We start from the raw sequence: 17,360 nt of genomic DNA on the forward strand, positions 1-17,360 counted from the left end.
CATGAAACATTTCCGCATATTGATCTTCCTGGCCGGCTGTATGACAGTTGTCATCAGCTGCAGAAAAGATTACGAAGTTATTCCACTCGAAAAGGTAACCATCGAGTATGTATTTGACCAGGATGATTCACTGGGTACCTATGCCAACAAATTTCTCAACAGCATCTATTCTAAACTTCCCGGTGGCTACAACCGCGTGGGCGGCGATTTGCTCGACGCCGCATCGGACGATGCTATCTCCGGTTTGGTGGGTACCTCCGCGGTATCGCAGCTCGCAACAGGCGCGTACACTTCCTATGCGCCTATCGCCGATGAATCGCCCTGGAACAATTGCTACGCGGCCATCCGTGCTGCCAGTCTTTTTGTATCCAACATCGATGTATCGCCGGTAAAAGAAAAATTACCCAACGGCGCCTCTATTCGCTACGCATGGAAAGCAGAAGCCCGCTTTATCAGGGCCCTGTTTTATTTTGAACTGCTGAAACGCTATGGTGGTATACCATTGATGGGAGATAAAGTAAGAGAATTGGGAGATGATGTACAGATACCACGCAGCTCTTTTTCAGACTGTGTAAACTATATTGTAAGCGAATGCAATGCTATCAAAGACAGCCTGCGACCCAATCCTGTTGTGGCGCCGGAGCTGAACAGCCACCGCGCTACGAGGGGCGCTGCACTGGCTTTAAAAGCGCGCGTGTTGCTATACGCGGCCAGTCCCTTGTTCAATGGACAAAATATTGAGGCCAGTAATCCGCTGACAGGTTACAACAGTTATGATAAAGCACGCTGGAAACAGGCGGCAGATGCCGCCCGTGAACTGATCAATGAAAGAACTTTTGCGTTGGTGCCCAATTTCAAAGACGTATTCATCACCCAAAACAACAGTGAGGTTATCTTCTTCCGCCAGGGGGGAAACACTACGGAAATTGAAAGTACCAACGGACCGGTAGGTTTTGCCGCGGTAGCGAGAGGGCGCACCAATCCCACGCAGGAACTGGTAGATGCCTTCCCTACCAATGCCGGGTTGCCCATCACTGATCCTGCATCCGGCTACAACTCCAATGATCCCTATGCCCGCCGCGATCCGCGCCTGGCCATGAGTATCCTGTACAATGGCGCCCGCTGGCTCAATACAGAACTGCAAACATTTCAGGGCGGTCAGCACAGACCGGGCGGCGCAGAACCCGGCACACAAACATCTTATTACATGCGCAAGTTCATGGGCAACTTTGAAAATGCCACGCAATACAGCAACACCAGCCACGACTGGATCATCCTGCGCTACACGGAAGTATTGCTCAATTTTGCCGAAGCAGAAAATGAGTCCAACGGCCCCACGGCAGAAGTATACCAGGTGCTGAAAGACCTGCGCGCACGTGCAGGTATCGCAGCCGGCAGTAATGGTATGTACGGACTTAAAGAAAATATGACAGCAGATGAAATGCGCAACATCGTGCGCAACGAAAGAAGGATAGAACTGGCCTTTGAAGAACACCGCTTCTGGGATATCCGCCGCTGGAAAATTGCGCAGCAGATGTATGGAAAATCACTGCACGGCATGAACATCATCAAGGATGGACCAGCCTTTAACTACAACGTGGCAGCAGTATTCAAACCCGTGTTTATAGCGCCTAAAATGTATCTGTATCCCATTCCATACGATGAAGTGGTGAAGAATGATAACATGCGTCAGAATCCGGGCTGGTAAAGTCATATTCCTTACAAGAAATTTAACTGACTGAAGATGAAAAATATTATACTGTTTCTCCTGCTGCTGGTTGTTGCACCATTCTTCGCAATGGCCCAGCAAAAAAATATAAGTGGTACCGTGAAAGATGTGAATGGGGTACTGCCCGGCGCTTCTGTTTCGGAAAAAGGCGTACCCACTAACGGCGTGATAGCGGATGCCAATGGCCGGTTCAAACTCGCCCTGAAAGGTAGTTCTCACACATTGATCGTAAAACTGATCGGGTTTTCTGCCCAGGAAGTGGACATAGCCGGCCGCGATGCGGTGGATGTAGTGCTGCAGTCTTCCACGCAAGGCATCGATGAAGTAGTGGTGGTAGGGTTCAATACCGCTAAACGTATCACCAGCACCGGCGCGGTAAGCGCTATTACCGGTGCTGAAATCAGGAACGTACCTACCGCCAATGTGCAGAATGCACTGATGGGGAAGCTGCCGGGATTTGTTTCGCAACAACGTTCCGGTCAGCCGGGAAAAGATGCTTCCGATTTTTTTATCCGTGGCGTTAGCTCGCTTAACAGCGATGGTAATAAACCGCTGATTATTGTAGATGATATCGAATATTCTTACGATCAGTTGCAACAGATCAACGTGAATGAGATTGAAAGTATCTCTATCCTGAAAGATGCTTCCACCACGGCGATATATGGTATCAAAGGCGCCAACGGCGTACTGGTGGTGGCTACCCGCCGCGGTAAAGTGGGACTTCCGCAGGTAAATCTCCGCGTGGAATCAGGGCAGCAGTCGCCGGTTAAAACGCCCAGGTTTTTGAATTCCTATGATGCGGCTACGCTGGTAAATGAAGCTTACAAAAACGACGGATTAGCGCCGAAGTTTACCGCCCAGGACCTTGAATTATTCAAAACCGGCGCCGATCCCTACGGTCACCCGGACATCAACTGGTATGATGCCGTATTCAAAAAACACGCTTACCAGGCTAATACCAACGTAGATATTTCCGGCGGAACGGAAGCGGTGAAATACTTTATCTCCGGCGGGTTCCTTACACAAAACGGACTGGTAAAAGATTTCTCTGATCCAAGAAACGAAGTGAATACAAACTACTTCTTCCGCAGGTATAATTTCCGCTCCAATCTCGATATGCGCGCTACCAAAACGTTAACCATGCGGCTCAATCTCACCACCCGTTTCGGTGATATTAACCAGCCGCGGTCGGCCAACGTGGTATCGGAAGTATACAACTTTGAAAAAATACATCCCTACTCGGCGCCGTTAATGAACCCCAACGGCAGCTACGCTTATGCCGTGGATACAAAGGATGCGTTGCCCACACTCAACGCGCGGCTGGCCAACGGCGGCTACAGCCGCACCAAAAGAACGGACTTCGATGTGCTGTACGACATCACGCAGCAACTCGATTTCCTGACGAAAGGATTGTCGCTCACAGGTCGTGTGGCATACGGCGGCATCGAACAGTATGCAAGAAATTTATTCCGCGAAGCAGAACCGCCTTCGTATTATTATAACCCGGCCGATCAGTCGTATACTCTCGACCCCCGCGGTAACTACCGCCTGCAGAAATACAGGGTAACAGGGAACACAGACCTCTACAGCCGGAATGTGAATACACAGGCTTTCCTTAGCTACAACCGTATTTTCGGCGATCATACTTTTAACGCATTAGCGCTGTATAACAGGCAAAGCTATACGTCGAAGGCAGATATTCCTGCCAACTTCAGGGGTTTCTCCTTTAAGGCAGGCTACAACTACAAACAGAAATACCTGCTCGATTTTAATGGCGCCTACAATGGGTCCGACAGGTTCCAGGCGAAGAAACGCAACGGCTTCTTCCCCGCTGTGGGCGTGGGTTGGAGCATTTCGGAAGAACCCTTCTTCAAACGTAACAACAGCTTTGTAAGTCTCCTGAAAGTGCGCGGCTCATACGGTGTGGTTGGTTCCGATGTTACCTCCGGTAACCGTTACCTGTACCGCCAGGAATATATCAATGGCGGCGGTTATTCTTTCGGGGAGAATGATACACAATCCGGCTCCATCTATGAAGGCGATCTTGGCAATATGGACGTGAGCTGGGAAAAAGCAAAAAAAGCAGACGTAGGGATCGATGTAAATCTTTTTAAAGACAAACTATCTTTTACGGTAGATTATTTTCACGATATCCGCTTCGATCAGCTGGTACGTAAAGGCTCTGTGCCCAACATGATAGGCATTGGCTACAGTCCCACCAACGTGGCCAGAACCAGCAACCAGGGCTTCGACGGGCAGATCAACTACCGGGGAAATATCCGCCAGGTGAACTTTAATACCAGCCTCGTATTCCAATACTTCAAAAATAAAGTACTGTTTAAAGATGAAGCACAGCCCGCCTATCCCTGGCTGCGGCAAACAGGACTACCTATCGATCAGCCATTCGGCTACACCTTTATTGGTTTCTACACACCCGAAGATGTTCAGAAGATCCAGGCCAATACGCATGATAAACCCGCCACACCACTCAGCGAATATCCCATCCAGGCGGGCGATCTCAAATACAAAGACATTAACGGCGACGGCATAATTGATAACAACGACCAGGGGCCTATTGGCAAACCCAATCTGGCCAGCACGGTGCTGGGCCTTACGCTTGGCGCCAATTACAAAGGCTTCAGCATTAACCTGCTGTTCCAGGGTTCTTTCGGATACAGCTTTAGTGTTGTAGGCACTGGTATTGAAACTTTCCAGAGCCAGTTCCAGCCAATTCACCAGCAGCGATGGACACCGGAAAATGCAGATAAAGCGCAGTTCCCGCGACTCACCAGTAACCCTACTACGGTAAACAGTGCGCGTACATATATGTCTGATTTCTGGCTGATAGATGCGCGCTATGTAAGGCTGAAAACGGTAGACCTGGGCTATCAGCTGCCCAGCCGCTGGCTGCCGGGCCGGTTGAATAATGCGCGTGTGTACCTGAGTGCGTATAACCTGTTTACATGGACCAACTACGATAAATACCAGCAGGATCCCGAAGTGGCAAGCAATTCCGCCGGTGATGCCTACATCAATCAGCGCGTAATAAACCTGGGTCTCCAAATCAGCTTTAAATAAATAATCTTATGAACAAAATGCTATTGCTATTGATCACCGGCGGCATTTTCACTTCCTGTGTGAAGAACCCGCTCAGTGGTTATCAAAGCCAGGAACGCGCCATCATCTCTTTCCGGCTGCCGGAAGGCCAGGTGGGTACTTCAGAGATAGTAAACGGAGCAGATTCTGCTACCGTTACCGTTTGGGTAGAAGATGATGCGGACCTGAGCGCCGTCAGTCCTTTGGTAATGGTGTCTAAAAACGCTACGGTACTGCCGGCGCCGGGCGTGAAGGTGGATTTTTCTGCCAACAATAACCGTTATGCTTACCGGGTTACTTCCGAATCAGGGGAGCAAAAATACTGGTATGTGCGCATCCTGAAAAAGAACCAGGCCACAACCGGCCCGCGTTTGCAACTGCTGCAGAACAATGGTAAGTGGAACCCGGCGGTAACGGTATACAGCGATCTTGATTACAACGATTATCTCACGCGCTACCAGGGCTGGAACGGCGGCGATGGCTGCTACTCGGTATTACTGCCGGATGGCCGCCTCTTATGGTCATTCCAGGATAGCTTCTTCGGACAGGTAAGCGCCGACCGTAACCGCACCAACAACGTGATGCTCCGCAACGCTGCACACCTGCAACTGGATACCTCATTGCAAAGCTTTGTTCAGCTTAACCCCGGTTCAGGCAATGCCAGTCAAACCTGGATCAAATATGGCACCGCTCCTGAAGACCAGGACTGGTACTGGCCCGGCGCCGGACAGGTATATAATAATAAAGTGCAGATGCTGTTAAGTCATGTTAAGAAAACCGGCAGCGGCACCTGGGATTTTGCACACGTAAGCACAGATCTCGCTATTTTCGATTTGCCTTCCATGCAGCTGAACCAGTTGATCCAGGATAAAGATGTACTCAGTAACTACAGCGCCGGCAGCATGAAAGCCCCCGACGGCTATACGTATATGTACAGCACCGAAAATGGTTTTCTCACCTCCTCTATGTACGTAGCACGCGCCGCTAATCATGATCTGACAGGAACCTGGGAATATTACAACGGAACCGGATGGAGTACCACCCCGGTAAAGTACAATGTTTGTAATGACATCAGCCAGCCGAATGTGTTTTATAAAAATGGGAAGTATTACCTCGTATCACAGCAAATTATCTTCGGACTGGATATCTATATTCTTGAATCAAATACGCCGGTAGGGCCGTGGACGAATAAGCGGACACTATACCATATCCCGGATCAATACAGCGTAGGTTTCATCAGTTATAATTCGTTTGTGCATCATGCATTAAGCAGGGAAGGGGAGTTGGTGATTTCTTACAATATCAATCCTACTGATTTTTCTACCAACTTCAACAGTCCTGGTAGTGCAGACAGGTACCGGCCGTATTTTGTACGGGTGTTTAACTGGCAATAGTATTTCCCTGGAAAATTGGCTTTATTTTCGCTCTTTTATATGAATTCCGGAAAATAGAGTGAAATTAAAAGGCTTTTTACCATTGCTATTCCTTAAATAATTTAAAAAGGTGAGCGGCATTTATACAATGATGTATTGAATGCCGTTCACTCACTTTTAGCACCCCTGTTTCACTTATAGGGTCGTATAGTCTACAACGCCGGATATTTTTTCGTCTGTAAAGCCCTGTGGTAAAGGGTCCTGTGATCAAGTCCACGTCCCCTCCACGTCCCCTCTGGGTTATCTCCATGTATTAAGCATGTACTAAGTATATGCTAAGCGTATGCAAAGTAACCATGAAGCACCTTGCAGCCAATGTTTAAGCACGCTCTGTTCAGCGTGTAATTCCCGTTAATTATATATATGTATACTGCATCTGCCTAACGTTTTATTTTACTACTAAGATGAGTACCCATAGCTATCCTGTGTAAAATTTGTTAATAAAAGGTTACGAAAAAACGATACATTCATAGTCAACCAAAATCAACTGCTGCTATGAGAAATCCAGTTCTTACCGGATGCCTTATTCTGTTATGCCTGTTTATAAGCATACTAACCCATGCGCAGGTAACCACTGCCACCCTGAGTGGTACTATTCAAAGTAAGGAAGGCAAACCACTGGCCGGCGCCACCGTAAAAATTGAATACCGCGAAGCGGGCATCAGCAAAGTCATTATTACCCAGAATAATGGCTCCTTCCAGGTACCTAACCTCCGGGTAGGCGGGCCTTACAAAGTGACCGCTTCTTTCGTGGGTTATTCAGAAAAATCGGAAGAGAATATTTTCCTTGAACTGGGGCAAAACACAGCGCTGGACTTACAACTGGAACTCAGCTCTGCTAACCTGTCGGCCATCACTGTTACCGGCCGTTCCAAAATTTTTGACAACCAGCGTACAGGCGCCTCTTCCAATATCAGTTCACGGCAATTGCGTCAATTGCCAACCATTTCCCGCTCTGCGGACGATTTTACGAGGCTCACTCCCTCCGCTTCCGCAACGATCAACGGTACCTCTTTCGCCGGCCGCAACGGGCAATACAACAACTATTCACTCGATGGCGCCGTATTCAATAATCCCTTTGGCCTGGATGCGCCTACACCCGGCGGACAAACAGGCGCTCAACCCATTTCCCTGGACGCTATCGACCAGATACAGGTGAACCTGGCGCCCTATGATGTAACCCAGGCGGGCTTCACCGGCGCCGGCGTTAATACCGTTACCAAATCAGGTACCAATACTTTCGGCGGTACCGTTTATGGTTTTTATCGCAACCAGGGCATGACCGGCAAAAAAGTGGACGGCAACAAAATCGCGGTACCCGACCTCACACAGCTACAGGCCGGCTTTGCAGTGGGAGGCGCCATTGTCAAAAATAAACTTTACTATTTCGCCAATTTTGAAACGGAACAACGGGAAGATGCCGCCAGCAGCTATGTGGCCCGCACTGCCAGCAACGGCAACAATAACAATACTTCCCGTGTGCTGGAATCAGACCTGATAGCCGTAAGCGATATCCTGCGGGATAAATTCGACTATGAAACCGGTCCCTGGCAAGGTTTTAATCTCAAGCAAAAAAATTATAAGTGGCTGGCAAAACTGGATTGGGTAATCAACGAAAATCATAGCCTCGCTTTTACCTATAACGGTTTGCAGGCAACGAAAGAAAAACCAGCCCATCCCAACGCCATCCGCGATCGTGGCCCCGATTACCAAACCTTGCAATTCAGGAATTCCGGTTATGAAATCGAAAATAGATTGCAGTCGTTCGGTGCCGAGTTGAAGTCCAACTTCGGCAACCACTACGCCAATAAGCTGAGAGCGGTGTATACCACCTTCAAGGATAAGAGAACGCCTTTCTCGGAACCCTTTCCGGTACTGAATATTACCAAGTATGGTACCATGTACATCGTAGCCGGGCATGAACCGTTTTCCATCAACAACCGGCTGAACCAGGACGCCTTCCAGGTAACAGATAATTTCAATATCATTCTTCCAAAACATACTATTACGGTTGGAGGATCTTATGAGTCCTTTAAATTCGGGAACTCGTTTAACCTCACCGGTTATGGCGCCACCCTTTTCAGTGATGCGGATATCCAGGTTTTCAAAGACAGCGTTCCGGTGAGCGGCAAATATGTTTTTGGCGCATATCCCCTGGATGTTGATGTAGCGGCCGCAAGAGCCGCAGGCGCCGCCGATAAATGGAACTGGTATTACATCACTGTGGCACAGTTATCAGCCTATTTGCAGGATGAATGGAAAGCGTCCGATAACCTGCGCGTTACCTTCGGTCTCCGGATGGACATTCCGCTTTATATGAATTCCTCTTTTCAATCGCCGGACGGCAAAAAAACTTCGCCAACCATTCCTAATAATGATAACCTGACCCTCTTTGATGAACACGGAGAACCGGTTACAAACGGCCAGGGGAAACAACTGGATAATACCAGGCTTCCTTCGTCCAAGCCCCTGTTATCCCCGAGGGTTGGTTTCAACTGGGATGTAAAAGCCGACAAGAGCCTGCAGTTAAGAGGCGGTTCCGGTCTCTTTACCGGCCGCTTTCCGTTTGTTTGGATTGGTAACCAGATCGGTAACCCCACTTCCGGTTTTTATTGTGCCACCGACCGCGATTTTAAATGGCCGCAGATCTGGCGGACCAACATAGGCGCCGATATCAGAGCCGGACTGGGAACTATTTTCAGTGTGGATGTAGCCTACTCGAAAGATGTAAACGCCATGATGGTAAGAAACTACAAACTGGGTACGCCTACCGGGTCATTGAACAGCGGCATCGGTGATACACGAAGCATTTATAAAGACACCGACAAAGGCGCTGTGAATGCGTATATTTTCACCAATACAAAAACAGGCGACCAGTTCAATACCAGCTTCACCGTTCAGAAAACGTTCAGCAACAACCTGTTTTTATACGGCGCCTATAATTACCTGGTGTCGCGCGATGCAAGCTCTATTTCAGCAGAGATCAGCGGCGACGCATTCGACCGGAACCCTATTCTCAATAACGCCAACGAGGCCAGGAATACGCCTTCCCTCTATGGAAACACGCACCGCTTCGTAGTAGCCGCCAGCAAAAAGTTCAACTACGGAAAAGGTAAATATGCCACCACCGTTTCCCTCTTCGGTAACTGGAGCAGTGGCAACCGCTTCGCCTATATCTATGGAGGAGACATCAACAACGATGGTACTACCAGCAACGACCTGCTCTACGTTCCAAAGAATAGCGAAATCGACTTAATGCAGTTTGCACCCCTTACTGACGTAAACGGTGTAGTGCAGAATGCCGCAGCCCAGAAAGCAGCGTATAAAGCATTCATCGAACAGGATCATTACCTGAGAAGCCGGCGGGGGATGTATACCGAAAAATATGCAGGAGTAAGTCCCTGGTTCAGCCAGGTGGATATGCGCGTATTACAGGACTTTTATTTTAAAACCGGGGAGAAAATCAGGACGGTGCAAATCAGCCTGGATGTAGTTAACCTCGGTAACCTGATCAGCAGTAAATGGGGAGTCCGGAAGTATGCGAGCAACTCGGGGTATTTCCAGCCGATATCTGTGACCGGCGTAACCAATGGAGTACCCACTTACCAGTTCGATCCTTCCTTGAAAGAAACCTTCATTGCCAGCCCGGATTTGTTAAGCCGCTGGCAAACGCAGCTGGGGTTGCGGTTTATTTTCTAGCGAAGCAGGGTTGGCAGGAATCTTTAAATAAGTAAGCAAAAAGAAGCTACCTCGTTAATAAATGAGGTAGCTTCTTTCTTTATGTTTGCTTTAGTTATTTGGGATAACAATGAATGACAGGCCGGCTACTCTATCAGGAATTTAACAGACAGATAGTAGTATTGATCTGTAATCGGCCTGTAAGTGAGGTTTTCTTCAGATCCTGGTTCAGGAGAACTAAGATCTGTCACCGTAATAGCCGCGCCTAGTTTTCTATTGATTGCCTTTGCAATGCTGGCGGCCTTTTCTTTGCTGTCGCTAAATGCGGTCTCATACAGTTTTTTACTGTCTTTAACAGGCTTAAATTTTGACCTCGTGCTTATTATATTAACTACAACTCCGTTTGCTAATTTTGCAACTTTTAAAAGTTCATCTTTGGAGCGGGTTTCAAATGTGTATAAGCTGCCTTCCCTGTAATATTGCAACGTCTGATAACCCATTTTATCTTCTTTAAACCGGCTTTCCTCAAAACCTGCTGCTTTAGCCTGGGCAAAGAATGCCTTCTTAATATCTTCATAAGTTTTTTTTCCATCATCTTCTCTCAGTTCGTCTATTATGGCAAAATCTATCAGGTAGGATTCAACTTCCCGGTCTATTTTGGCAATACCCCTCACTTCGATAGAGCTTTCCTTTTCCTGGGAGTAGCCATTTAATGCTGCAAACAATATCATTGCAGCCAGTAGTATTTTTTTCATTGGTTTATTTTTGACTTACTGGAAAATATATACTTATGCGATCGTAAATATTAAAGAAGCTGCGATCATCCATACGCCTACGATAATGCCCAGTATTCCGAGCTTCCCTTGTTTTGGAGCAATTTTCGCCCTGATCTGTACTGCCTTTTCCATGGCTTTTTCACTTTTGGAAAGGAATAATTTGGTGATGAGCGGATATCCGAGTAAAAAACCCAGGCAGGCTTCTACCAGGCTGCCCGCCACTAACGTTCCCCACCAGATGGGCGCTGCTGTAAGCCAGCCCATATGCAGTACGGCGGTTACTATGCCCCAGATTCCCCAGAAACAGAAAATAATTCCTATCCATCCCTGGTATGGTTCCACTTTTTCCAGCAGTTCCTTTGCGTTGGGCTTTCTTGACAGTAACAGGGAAGGGACAGCGATGATGCTTAATAAGATCAATGAGATTCCGTAAATCATAGTTATTATTTTTTAGTATTAGAAATGAAAATTGCGAAAATGATGAACAGCATTACCAGGCCGGAACCGGTAAACAGGTACCAGGGGATCTTTGCCTGTTTTTTAAGGTCGCCGGCTTTTGCATGTAAGTCAGGCGGCATTTCGTTGCTGGTTAGGGCCTGCCGGCAATTGCTGCAAATGCTGTAAGTTTTTTTATAAACGGGGAATGCAGGGATCCAGAACACATGGAAGTAAACGCAGCTCGTTTGTATGTACAAACTTTTCCTTTGTGAACAATGATTGCAGGAGTGCTGGTGCACAGGCTCCAGGCTGATCTTCTTTTCCCTTATTCCAAAAAAAACTATCATGCTGTTTTATTTGAAACAAAGGTAGACCTGCACGTTGTGGGCAACAACATGGTTTCCAGTGAAAATCAATACCCTGTTTTCAGGGGGTTAGTTGAGTAGTCCCAGCTTGACGGCATACCGGGTGAGTCCTGCCAGGTTGCGTACTTTTAATTTGAGGATAAGTGTTTTGCGGTAGCTTTCAATGGTGTGTTTGCTTAAAAAGAGTTTATCGGCAATTTCCTGGGTGGTGTATTCTTCTGCAATTAATTTCAGTACATCCTTTTCCCGCGAGGTAAGCATTTCAAGGGTTTCTTTTTCCTTATAGAAAGCACTGTTGAGGTAACTCTGTTTTACGGCGTCTGAAAAGTATTTTTCACCTTTCAGGATCATTTTAATCGCTTTAAGAAATTCGTCTGAATCTGCGTTTTTTGATAAAAAGCCATCTACCTGGTGCTGAATAAGGGCATCAATCATGTTATTGTCCGTATGCATGCTTACCACCAGTGTGCTGATTTCCGGTCTTTTTTCTTTGATGTGATTATTAAGCGTTATGCCATCCACATCCGGCATACTGATATCCGTGATTACCAGGTCTACCTGCTCCTCCGGATGCTGATCCAGGTAATTCATCACCAGTTTGCCATTGTGTGCATAATACAGAACATGCAGGTCGCTCTCTTTTTCTATGAGCCTGATAAGACCTTCCAGGAATAATTTGTGATCATCTGCTAGAATAATATTATGCTTCATACCATTCTGGTTTTAAGGATATTTCAATATCTATTACCGTGCCTTTCGATGGGAATGAGTCAATAGAAAGTGCCCCATCGAATAATTTTAACCGCTCCCGTATATTCTGGAATCCAATACCATGTTTGGTTGTTTCCACAGAAAAACCTTTGCCATTGTCTTCAAACAGCAGCTTTAGCAAGCCATCGATCTTCGTTAGTTGTATTTCAACTTTTGATGCCTGGCTGTGCTTTTGTGTATTGGTGATCAGTTCCTGTATTATCTTATAGATCTCCACTTTCAGCGTAGTGCCAATCAGGTCTATTTCTTCCCTGGGATAAGCCTGGAAAGATATCTTGGCGTTCCCCGGAACATCAAATTGCCTCAGATAGCCGGCAATCAGTTCTGTAAATCCTGTATTGTTGAATTTCTGCGGAATGAGATCATGCGAAAGATCACGCACCTGGATGTAGGTGTCATCAATCTGTTTTATTACTTCTTTTAATCCATTCACACTATCCTGGTTCGAAAGGCGAAGCTTAATGGCGGCCAGGTTCCCGCCAATACTGTCATGCAATTCTTCCGCTATCCGCTTTCGTTCTTTTTCCTGTCCGCTCACAGAAGCTTTCAGCAGTGCCAGTTCTTTATCTTTTAACAGCACCGCAATTTTTTGCTGATTCATTTCATCCATTGTTGCATTCAGCTTGCTTTGTGCCTGCAACTTCTGATAATACATATACAGCAGGCCGATAACGGGTAACAGGATCACCAGGAATCCAATTAACAGGCTATATTTTATTGTTTTCTGGTGTTGCAGTTCGTTTTCTTTATTTAATATCTCTTTTTCTTTCTGGACAGTGTGGTATTTTATTTCCAGCTCATTGATCTCTTTTTTATTTTGCAGGTTTAACATTTCCCTGGAGATGCCCATATACTGCGTCATGATGGCATAGGCATTTTCATAGTCGCCGGTGGCTGCATGCACGGTTCGCAGGCTGTTCAATGCCTTCAGCTGTGCTTTCATGTCGTTCCACTGGATAGCATTTGTATATACCAGCGAAAGTAAGCGTTTGGCATCTTCATATTCCTTGTTGATAATAAGCAGATCACCCAGTCGTTGTCCTGCGTTAATATAGATATCAAAAAACTGTTGGGCTTCTGCATTATTTTTTACTTCGTTGTATATGGAAAATGCTTCTTCCGTATGCTGATTAAGTTCAGCGATAATGCCCAGAGCCAATTTTGTCTGAAGCTCGTTTTTTAGCTGGTGTTCCTGCCGGAAAAATAAGAGCGCCTTTTCAGTATACGCTTTCGCCGTGGCCAGGTCTTTTTTCTCCAGATAAATTATACCCAGTTGCTGATACGCAATATGTATCAGTTGCTCATCGTGGGAGGTATTCAGCAGATCGTTGTATGCTTCAATCGCTTTGTTGTATTCGTTCCGCGCAAAATATACATTTGCTATGCCCAGTTTATTTTCGTTAACAGCCGCATTATCGTTCAGCGCTTCTGCACACCTGATCCCTTCCAGGTAATAACGCAGCGCTTCATCATGCAAGCCCTGTTCGCTATAAGCTTTCGCTAAAGTATGATATAGTGTGGATTGATAGGAAAGCTTGTCGTGATCCTTCACCGCACTATTGTTTACCGCATCGATCATCTGCCGGGAATAAAAGATAACCGAGTCTGTTGTGCCGTGAGCAGCATGGAATGCCGTTAAAGACTGTGTGGCAAGCATTCTGGCTTTAATATCACCGGCCTGCTTCAGATGCCGCAATAACGAGTCAGGGGTTTTTACCGGAAGATTACCAAACCCCACAAAGGCTCCCTGGTTTTGCGCCAGGCAGGAAATAGAAACCAGGAGAAGACAGATAGAAAGCAACGCTCTTTTATTCATTCGCTTAATGCTGATATGATACCATTGTGTTTTGTTTCAAACATGGAAGATAATTAAACAATCCATTCCTGACAAAAGCCGCTCATTTTTACTGAATTGAATATTTTTTCTGCTGATAGGTCCTAAATGCCCGGTTACACGTCTGTTTTTACGAAAATGCCACGTTTGAAAAGATGAAACAAATGAAACATATTGGATTGCTGATCCTTAGCCTGCTGCTATGCCTCCTCGCTTCAGCGCAACGCGTAAAAATTATTTTCGATACTGATATGGATTCCGATGTGGATGATGTGGGTGCCCTGGCGATGCTCCACGGTTTCGCCAATCTCAGGGAAGCGGAAATACTGGCGGTGATGGTGTCCAGTCTCAATCCGTGGTCGCCGGGAGCAGTGGATGTGATCAACACTTATTACGGCAGGCCGGAGATTCCAATCGGTGCTGTGCAGCGGTTTGGCGTGTACCATAAATCAAAATATGCACGCCGGCTTTGCGAAGAATTTAAGCCAAACGCCAAATTGGGCGAGGATATGCCGGAAGCCACCACGCTGTACCGGAAGGTCCTCGCATCACAACCGGATACAAGTGTGGTGGTAGTGACGGTGGGCGATCTGACCAATCTTTCCAAACTGCTGGAAACGGAAGCAGACCAGTTTAGCAGCCTGAAGGGAATTGACCTGGTAAGAAAGAAAGTGAAGCACCTGGTATGTATGGGAGGCAGATACCCCGCAGACCAGGACCCGAGACCCTGGGGGAATTTCAAGTCCGATCCGCGTTCTACCCAACATGTTGCTGCAGCATGGCCCACCCGCATATACTTCACCGGCGGTGGCGCTTTCGCCGACAGCGTGCCTACCGGGAAAGTTTTTTTCAATGAAAAATATAAGCACACCCCGATGGCTCATGCGTATAAACTGTTCCTTGAAAGCTGGAAAAGAAACTGGCATCACAGCGCCGATCTCATTGCTGTTTATGTAGCGGTTAAAGGCCCCCGGCCTTATTTCAGGCTGGAAGAACGGGGGTATAACCATATTTTCGAAGACGGAACGAATTTGTGGCGTTTCGCGCCAAACGATGAGCGGCATTTCCTGGTCAGTGAATTCGCCGGGGGAATTGATCCCATGGCGATTGCCGAAAGATTCGATTCACTGATGGTGATACCCGGGCAGGCGAAATAATCTACAGCCCCAGCAATCTCTCCGCATTTCCGCCCGCTATCTTCGCTACCTCTTCAGGAGGCAGCGGAATGCTTTCCAGCAGTTGCTTTCCTGCTTCGTTTGTGCTGAAAGGATAATCTACTGAAAACATGACATTATCGATACCAAAAGTTCCCAGTGCAGCCATCAGTGGAGGTAATGTAAAAATCCCACTGGTGGTAATATGTACCTGGTCGCGTAGGGTTTGACTGACAGAACGCTGGTGATAACCTGTGCTGCTAACATTGAATTTTTCATCTAGCCGGGACATCATCATCGGTATCATTTCTCCCATATGCCCAATGATGATCTTTAACCGGGGATACCGGTCTAATGTTCCGGTGATAATTAAACGCAGTACCTGCAGGGCTGTTTCAGCATGCCATCCCCAACCGCCGCATGCAAGCATAACCCCTGTTGATCCCGGCAGATCGTTGTAATAGGCTTCGGCCACCGTTTCAGGCGGCATGCCGGGATGCAGGTAGAGAGGCATTTGTAATTGTTCCGCTTTTTGCAGCAATGGCCTGAATTCCGGGAGGTCCAGGAATTTACCATTTGTAAGCCCGTTGATCAGGGCGCCACAGAAATGATGTTCCTCTTTTGCTCTTTCCAGCTCGTTTGCCGCCGCCTCCGGGGAAGACATCGGCAGATGTGCGAATGCCTTAAACCGGGTAGGATGGGCGGCAATTCTTGCGGCAAGGATATCATTGTACCTGGAGGCAAAGCTCAGCGCTTCCCGTGTTGGTAAACTTTCTGCGCCCCTGCCTACTACAGACAATACCTGCATGTCAATACCGTTATCGTCCATCGATTTTAAGCGGGTGTCACTGATGTCGGCGAGTTGCTCCACTGCCTGCTTAGGTAGCGGCCATTGCTGTATCTCATGGGCAAACTCAGGTAAGGCAATGTGTTCTTCTAATGATATAATACGCATAGCTGATTGAATTGAGCTACAAAAGTCCAGCTATTCAGTAGGTATATTATTGATCCTGATCAAATAATCGTATGCCGGATTTTATTCTGCTGAGGGCCTCCTGGGTAATATTGAGATAATTTGCCACCAGCTTATTAGGTAAACGGAGCACCATCTGGGGATTTTCTTTCAGCAGCAATTGATAGCGCTCCCGTGGATTTAGTGTAATAAGATCTTCCAGTCTCCTGGTATTGGTTAAATAGGCAGATTCAAGAAAACCGCGATAAAATATTTCCCAACCGGGAATAGTATCCAGGAGGGAGTAAAAATCCTCGCGGTGGATATACAGCAATTCCGATTGCTCAATAGCTTGTGTATCTTCTTTGAGCAATGTACCATCAATAAAAGATGTCAGCGAAGTAGAGAAGGAGTTTTCGAAAGCAAACCGGCGTGTGGCTTCTCTTCCGTCGGGTTTTATAAAATATACCCGTAAGCATCCTTTGTTTACGAAAAACATACGTCTCGATGGTTCTCCAGTTCTTCCTACCAGCTCATTCTTTTTTGCTTTCAGGAGGTTAAAACAGGATAGCACCTTCTGCAAATTGGCTTCACTTAATTGAACCCTGTCTGTAATATATTTAGTCAGCTGTTCATACATACGGCAATATACTAAGGTAAAAGCGCATTTAACTGTTCATTATCTTTATCCAGTCTTTTACTATTTTCTGAAGATTAGCTTTGTGCTTTTTTACCTCCTCCATTGACCGGAATTTAGCATATGCTTTGCCTTTCGGCCCGGGTTCGAGAAGCCCGGTATTGTCATTTAACAGCTCACCTTTGTGAAAAATTACGGCTACAAAATCAGTCATTCGTGGATTTAATGTAGCCATTGGTTCTTTGTAGTCGAAACTAGGGCCGCCCCATTTTACGTCTTCTTCCATTTGCGGACTGGCTTCACGGATTATTTTTATGACCGATTCCATTTCGGTTTTTAGGGGATGCTTAAGCTTACTTAAAAACTCATCAATTTTATTTGTTTTGCTCATGATTATTTGTTTTTTGATTTGGTGATTTGATATGTTCTCCTTGTGACACAAATATGAGGGATCTGTTTTTTTAAAACATTTACATTTGTTGAGAAAACAAAAAAGA

13 protein-coding genes and 1 pseudogene are annotated in these 17,360 nt (G+C 46.6%); 6 read left to right on the forward strand and 8 right to left on the reverse strand.

Translation table 11 applies throughout. From position 1 onward, the window contains the following. Nucleotide 1 precedes the first annotated feature (1 nt). The 4 genes from B5Z18_RS29415 (at nucleotide 2) to B5Z18_RS29430 (ending at nucleotide 9,957) form a co-directional block, all read left to right on the forward strand. Nucleotides 2–1,708: a RagB/SusD family nutrient uptake outer membrane protein gene (locus B5Z18_RS29415; RefSeq protein ID WP_079473156.1), complete on the forward strand. Its 1,707-nt coding sequence runs from the start codon at nucleotides 2–4 to the stop codon at nucleotides 1,706–1,708. 36 nt (nucleotides 1,709–1,744) lie between these two features. Then, nucleotides 1,745–4,807, forward strand: coding sequence for a SusC/RagA family TonB-linked outer membrane protein (locus B5Z18_RS29420; RefSeq protein ID WP_079473157.1), 3,063 nt, complete (start codon nucleotides 1,745–1,747; stop codon nucleotides 4,805–4,807). 8 nt (nucleotides 4,808–4,815) lie between these two features. Then, nucleotides 4,816–6,219: a DUF5005 domain-containing protein gene (locus tag B5Z18_RS29425; RefSeq protein ID WP_079473158.1), complete on the forward strand. Its 1,404-nt coding sequence runs from the start codon at nucleotides 4,816–4,818 to the stop codon at nucleotides 6,217–6,219. A gap of 534 nt (nucleotides 6,220–6,753) precedes the next feature. Further along, on the forward strand, nucleotides 6,754–9,957 hold the full coding sequence (locus tag B5Z18_RS29430; RefSeq protein ID WP_079473159.1) for a TonB-dependent receptor: 3,204 nt from the start codon (nucleotides 6,754–6,756) through the stop codon (nucleotides 9,955–9,957). Between the two features lie 125 nt (nucleotides 9,958–10,082). Here the strand turns inward: B5Z18_RS29430 and B5Z18_RS29435 are convergent, their stop codons facing one another. Together B5Z18_RS29435 and B5Z18_RS29440 are read right to left on the reverse strand one after the other, a co-directional pair. Then, on the reverse strand, nucleotides 10,083–10,691 hold the full coding sequence (locus tag B5Z18_RS29435) for an SIMPL domain-containing protein (protein ID WP_079473160.1): 609 nt from the start codon (nucleotides 10,689–10,691) through the stop codon (nucleotides 10,083–10,085). A 33-nt stretch (nucleotides 10,692–10,724) separates the two neighbouring features. Next, nucleotides 10,725–11,150, reverse strand: coding sequence for a hypothetical protein (locus B5Z18_RS29440; protein ID WP_079473161.1), 426 nt, complete (start codon nucleotides 11,148–11,150; stop codon nucleotides 10,725–10,727). Between the two features lie 24 nt (nucleotides 11,151–11,174). Here B5Z18_RS29440 and B5Z18_RS32875 point away from each other — a divergent pair, with 24 nt between their 5' ends. After that, nucleotides 11,175–11,336 carry a hypothetical protein gene (locus B5Z18_RS32875; protein ID WP_227024719.1) on the forward strand — a complete coding sequence of 54 codons (162 nt, stop codon included), beginning with the start codon at nucleotides 11,175–11,177 and terminating at the stop codon, nucleotides 11,334–11,336. Nucleotides 11,337–11,350: 14 nt separating this feature from the next. Here the strand turns inward: B5Z18_RS32875 and B5Z18_RS33060 are convergent. The 3 genes and pseudogenes from B5Z18_RS33060 to B5Z18_RS29455 all read right to left on the reverse strand — a co-directional run. Beyond that, nucleotides 11,351–11,497, reverse strand: a pseudogene (locus tag B5Z18_RS33060) (hypothetical protein); the annotation flags it as partial. A gap of 87 nt (nucleotides 11,498–11,584) precedes the next feature. Beyond that, nucleotides 11,585–12,226 carry a response regulator gene (locus B5Z18_RS29450; protein WP_079473163.1) on the reverse strand — a complete coding sequence of 214 codons (642 nt, stop codon included), beginning with the start codon at nucleotides 12,224–12,226 and terminating at the stop codon, nucleotides 11,585–11,587. Continuing rightward, nucleotides 12,216–14,102, reverse strand: coding sequence for a tetratricopeptide repeat-containing sensor histidine kinase (locus B5Z18_RS29455; protein WP_079473164.1), 1,887 nt, complete (start codon nucleotides 14,100–14,102; stop codon nucleotides 12,216–12,218). The genes B5Z18_RS29450 and B5Z18_RS29455 overlap by 11 nt, the downstream gene beginning before the upstream one ends. Nucleotides 14,103–14,275: 173 nt before the next feature. Here B5Z18_RS29455 and B5Z18_RS29460 point away from each other — a divergent pair, with 173 nt between their 5' ends. Next, entirely contained in the window at nucleotides 14,276–15,277 is a 1,002-nt protein-coding gene (locus B5Z18_RS29460) for a nucleoside hydrolase (protein WP_079473165.1), read from the forward strand. 1 nt (nucleotide 15,278) lies between these two features. Here the strand turns inward: B5Z18_RS29460 and B5Z18_RS29465 are convergent, their stop codons facing one another. Genes B5Z18_RS29465 through B5Z18_RS29475 form a run of 3 tightly spaced genes read right to left on the reverse strand, consistent with a single transcriptional unit; the run spans nucleotide 15,279 to nucleotide 17,254 of the window. Continuing rightward, nucleotides 15,279–16,229: an amidohydrolase family protein gene (locus tag B5Z18_RS29465; protein ID WP_079473166.1), complete on the reverse strand. Its 951-nt coding sequence runs from the start codon at nucleotides 16,227–16,229 to the stop codon at nucleotides 15,279–15,281. Nucleotides 16,230–16,275: 46 nt separating this feature from the next. Continuing rightward, nucleotides 16,276–16,866, reverse strand: coding sequence for a Crp/Fnr family transcriptional regulator (locus tag B5Z18_RS29470; protein WP_079473167.1), 591 nt, complete (start codon nucleotides 16,864–16,866; stop codon nucleotides 16,276–16,278). Between the two features lie 28 nt (nucleotides 16,867–16,894). After that, nucleotides 16,895–17,254 (reverse strand): DUF1801 domain-containing protein, encoded by a 360-nt coding sequence (locus B5Z18_RS29475; protein ID WP_079473168.1) that lies wholly within the window; start codon nucleotides 17,252–17,254, stop codon nucleotides 16,895–16,897. Nucleotides 17,255–17,360: the final 106 nt, after the last annotated feature.

Origin of the sequence: Chitinophaga ginsengisegetis (assembly GCF_900168065.1) — a bacterium.
Taxonomy (GTDB): Bacteria; Bacteroidota; Bacteroidia; order Chitinophagales; family Chitinophagaceae; genus Chitinophaga; species Chitinophaga ginsengisegetis.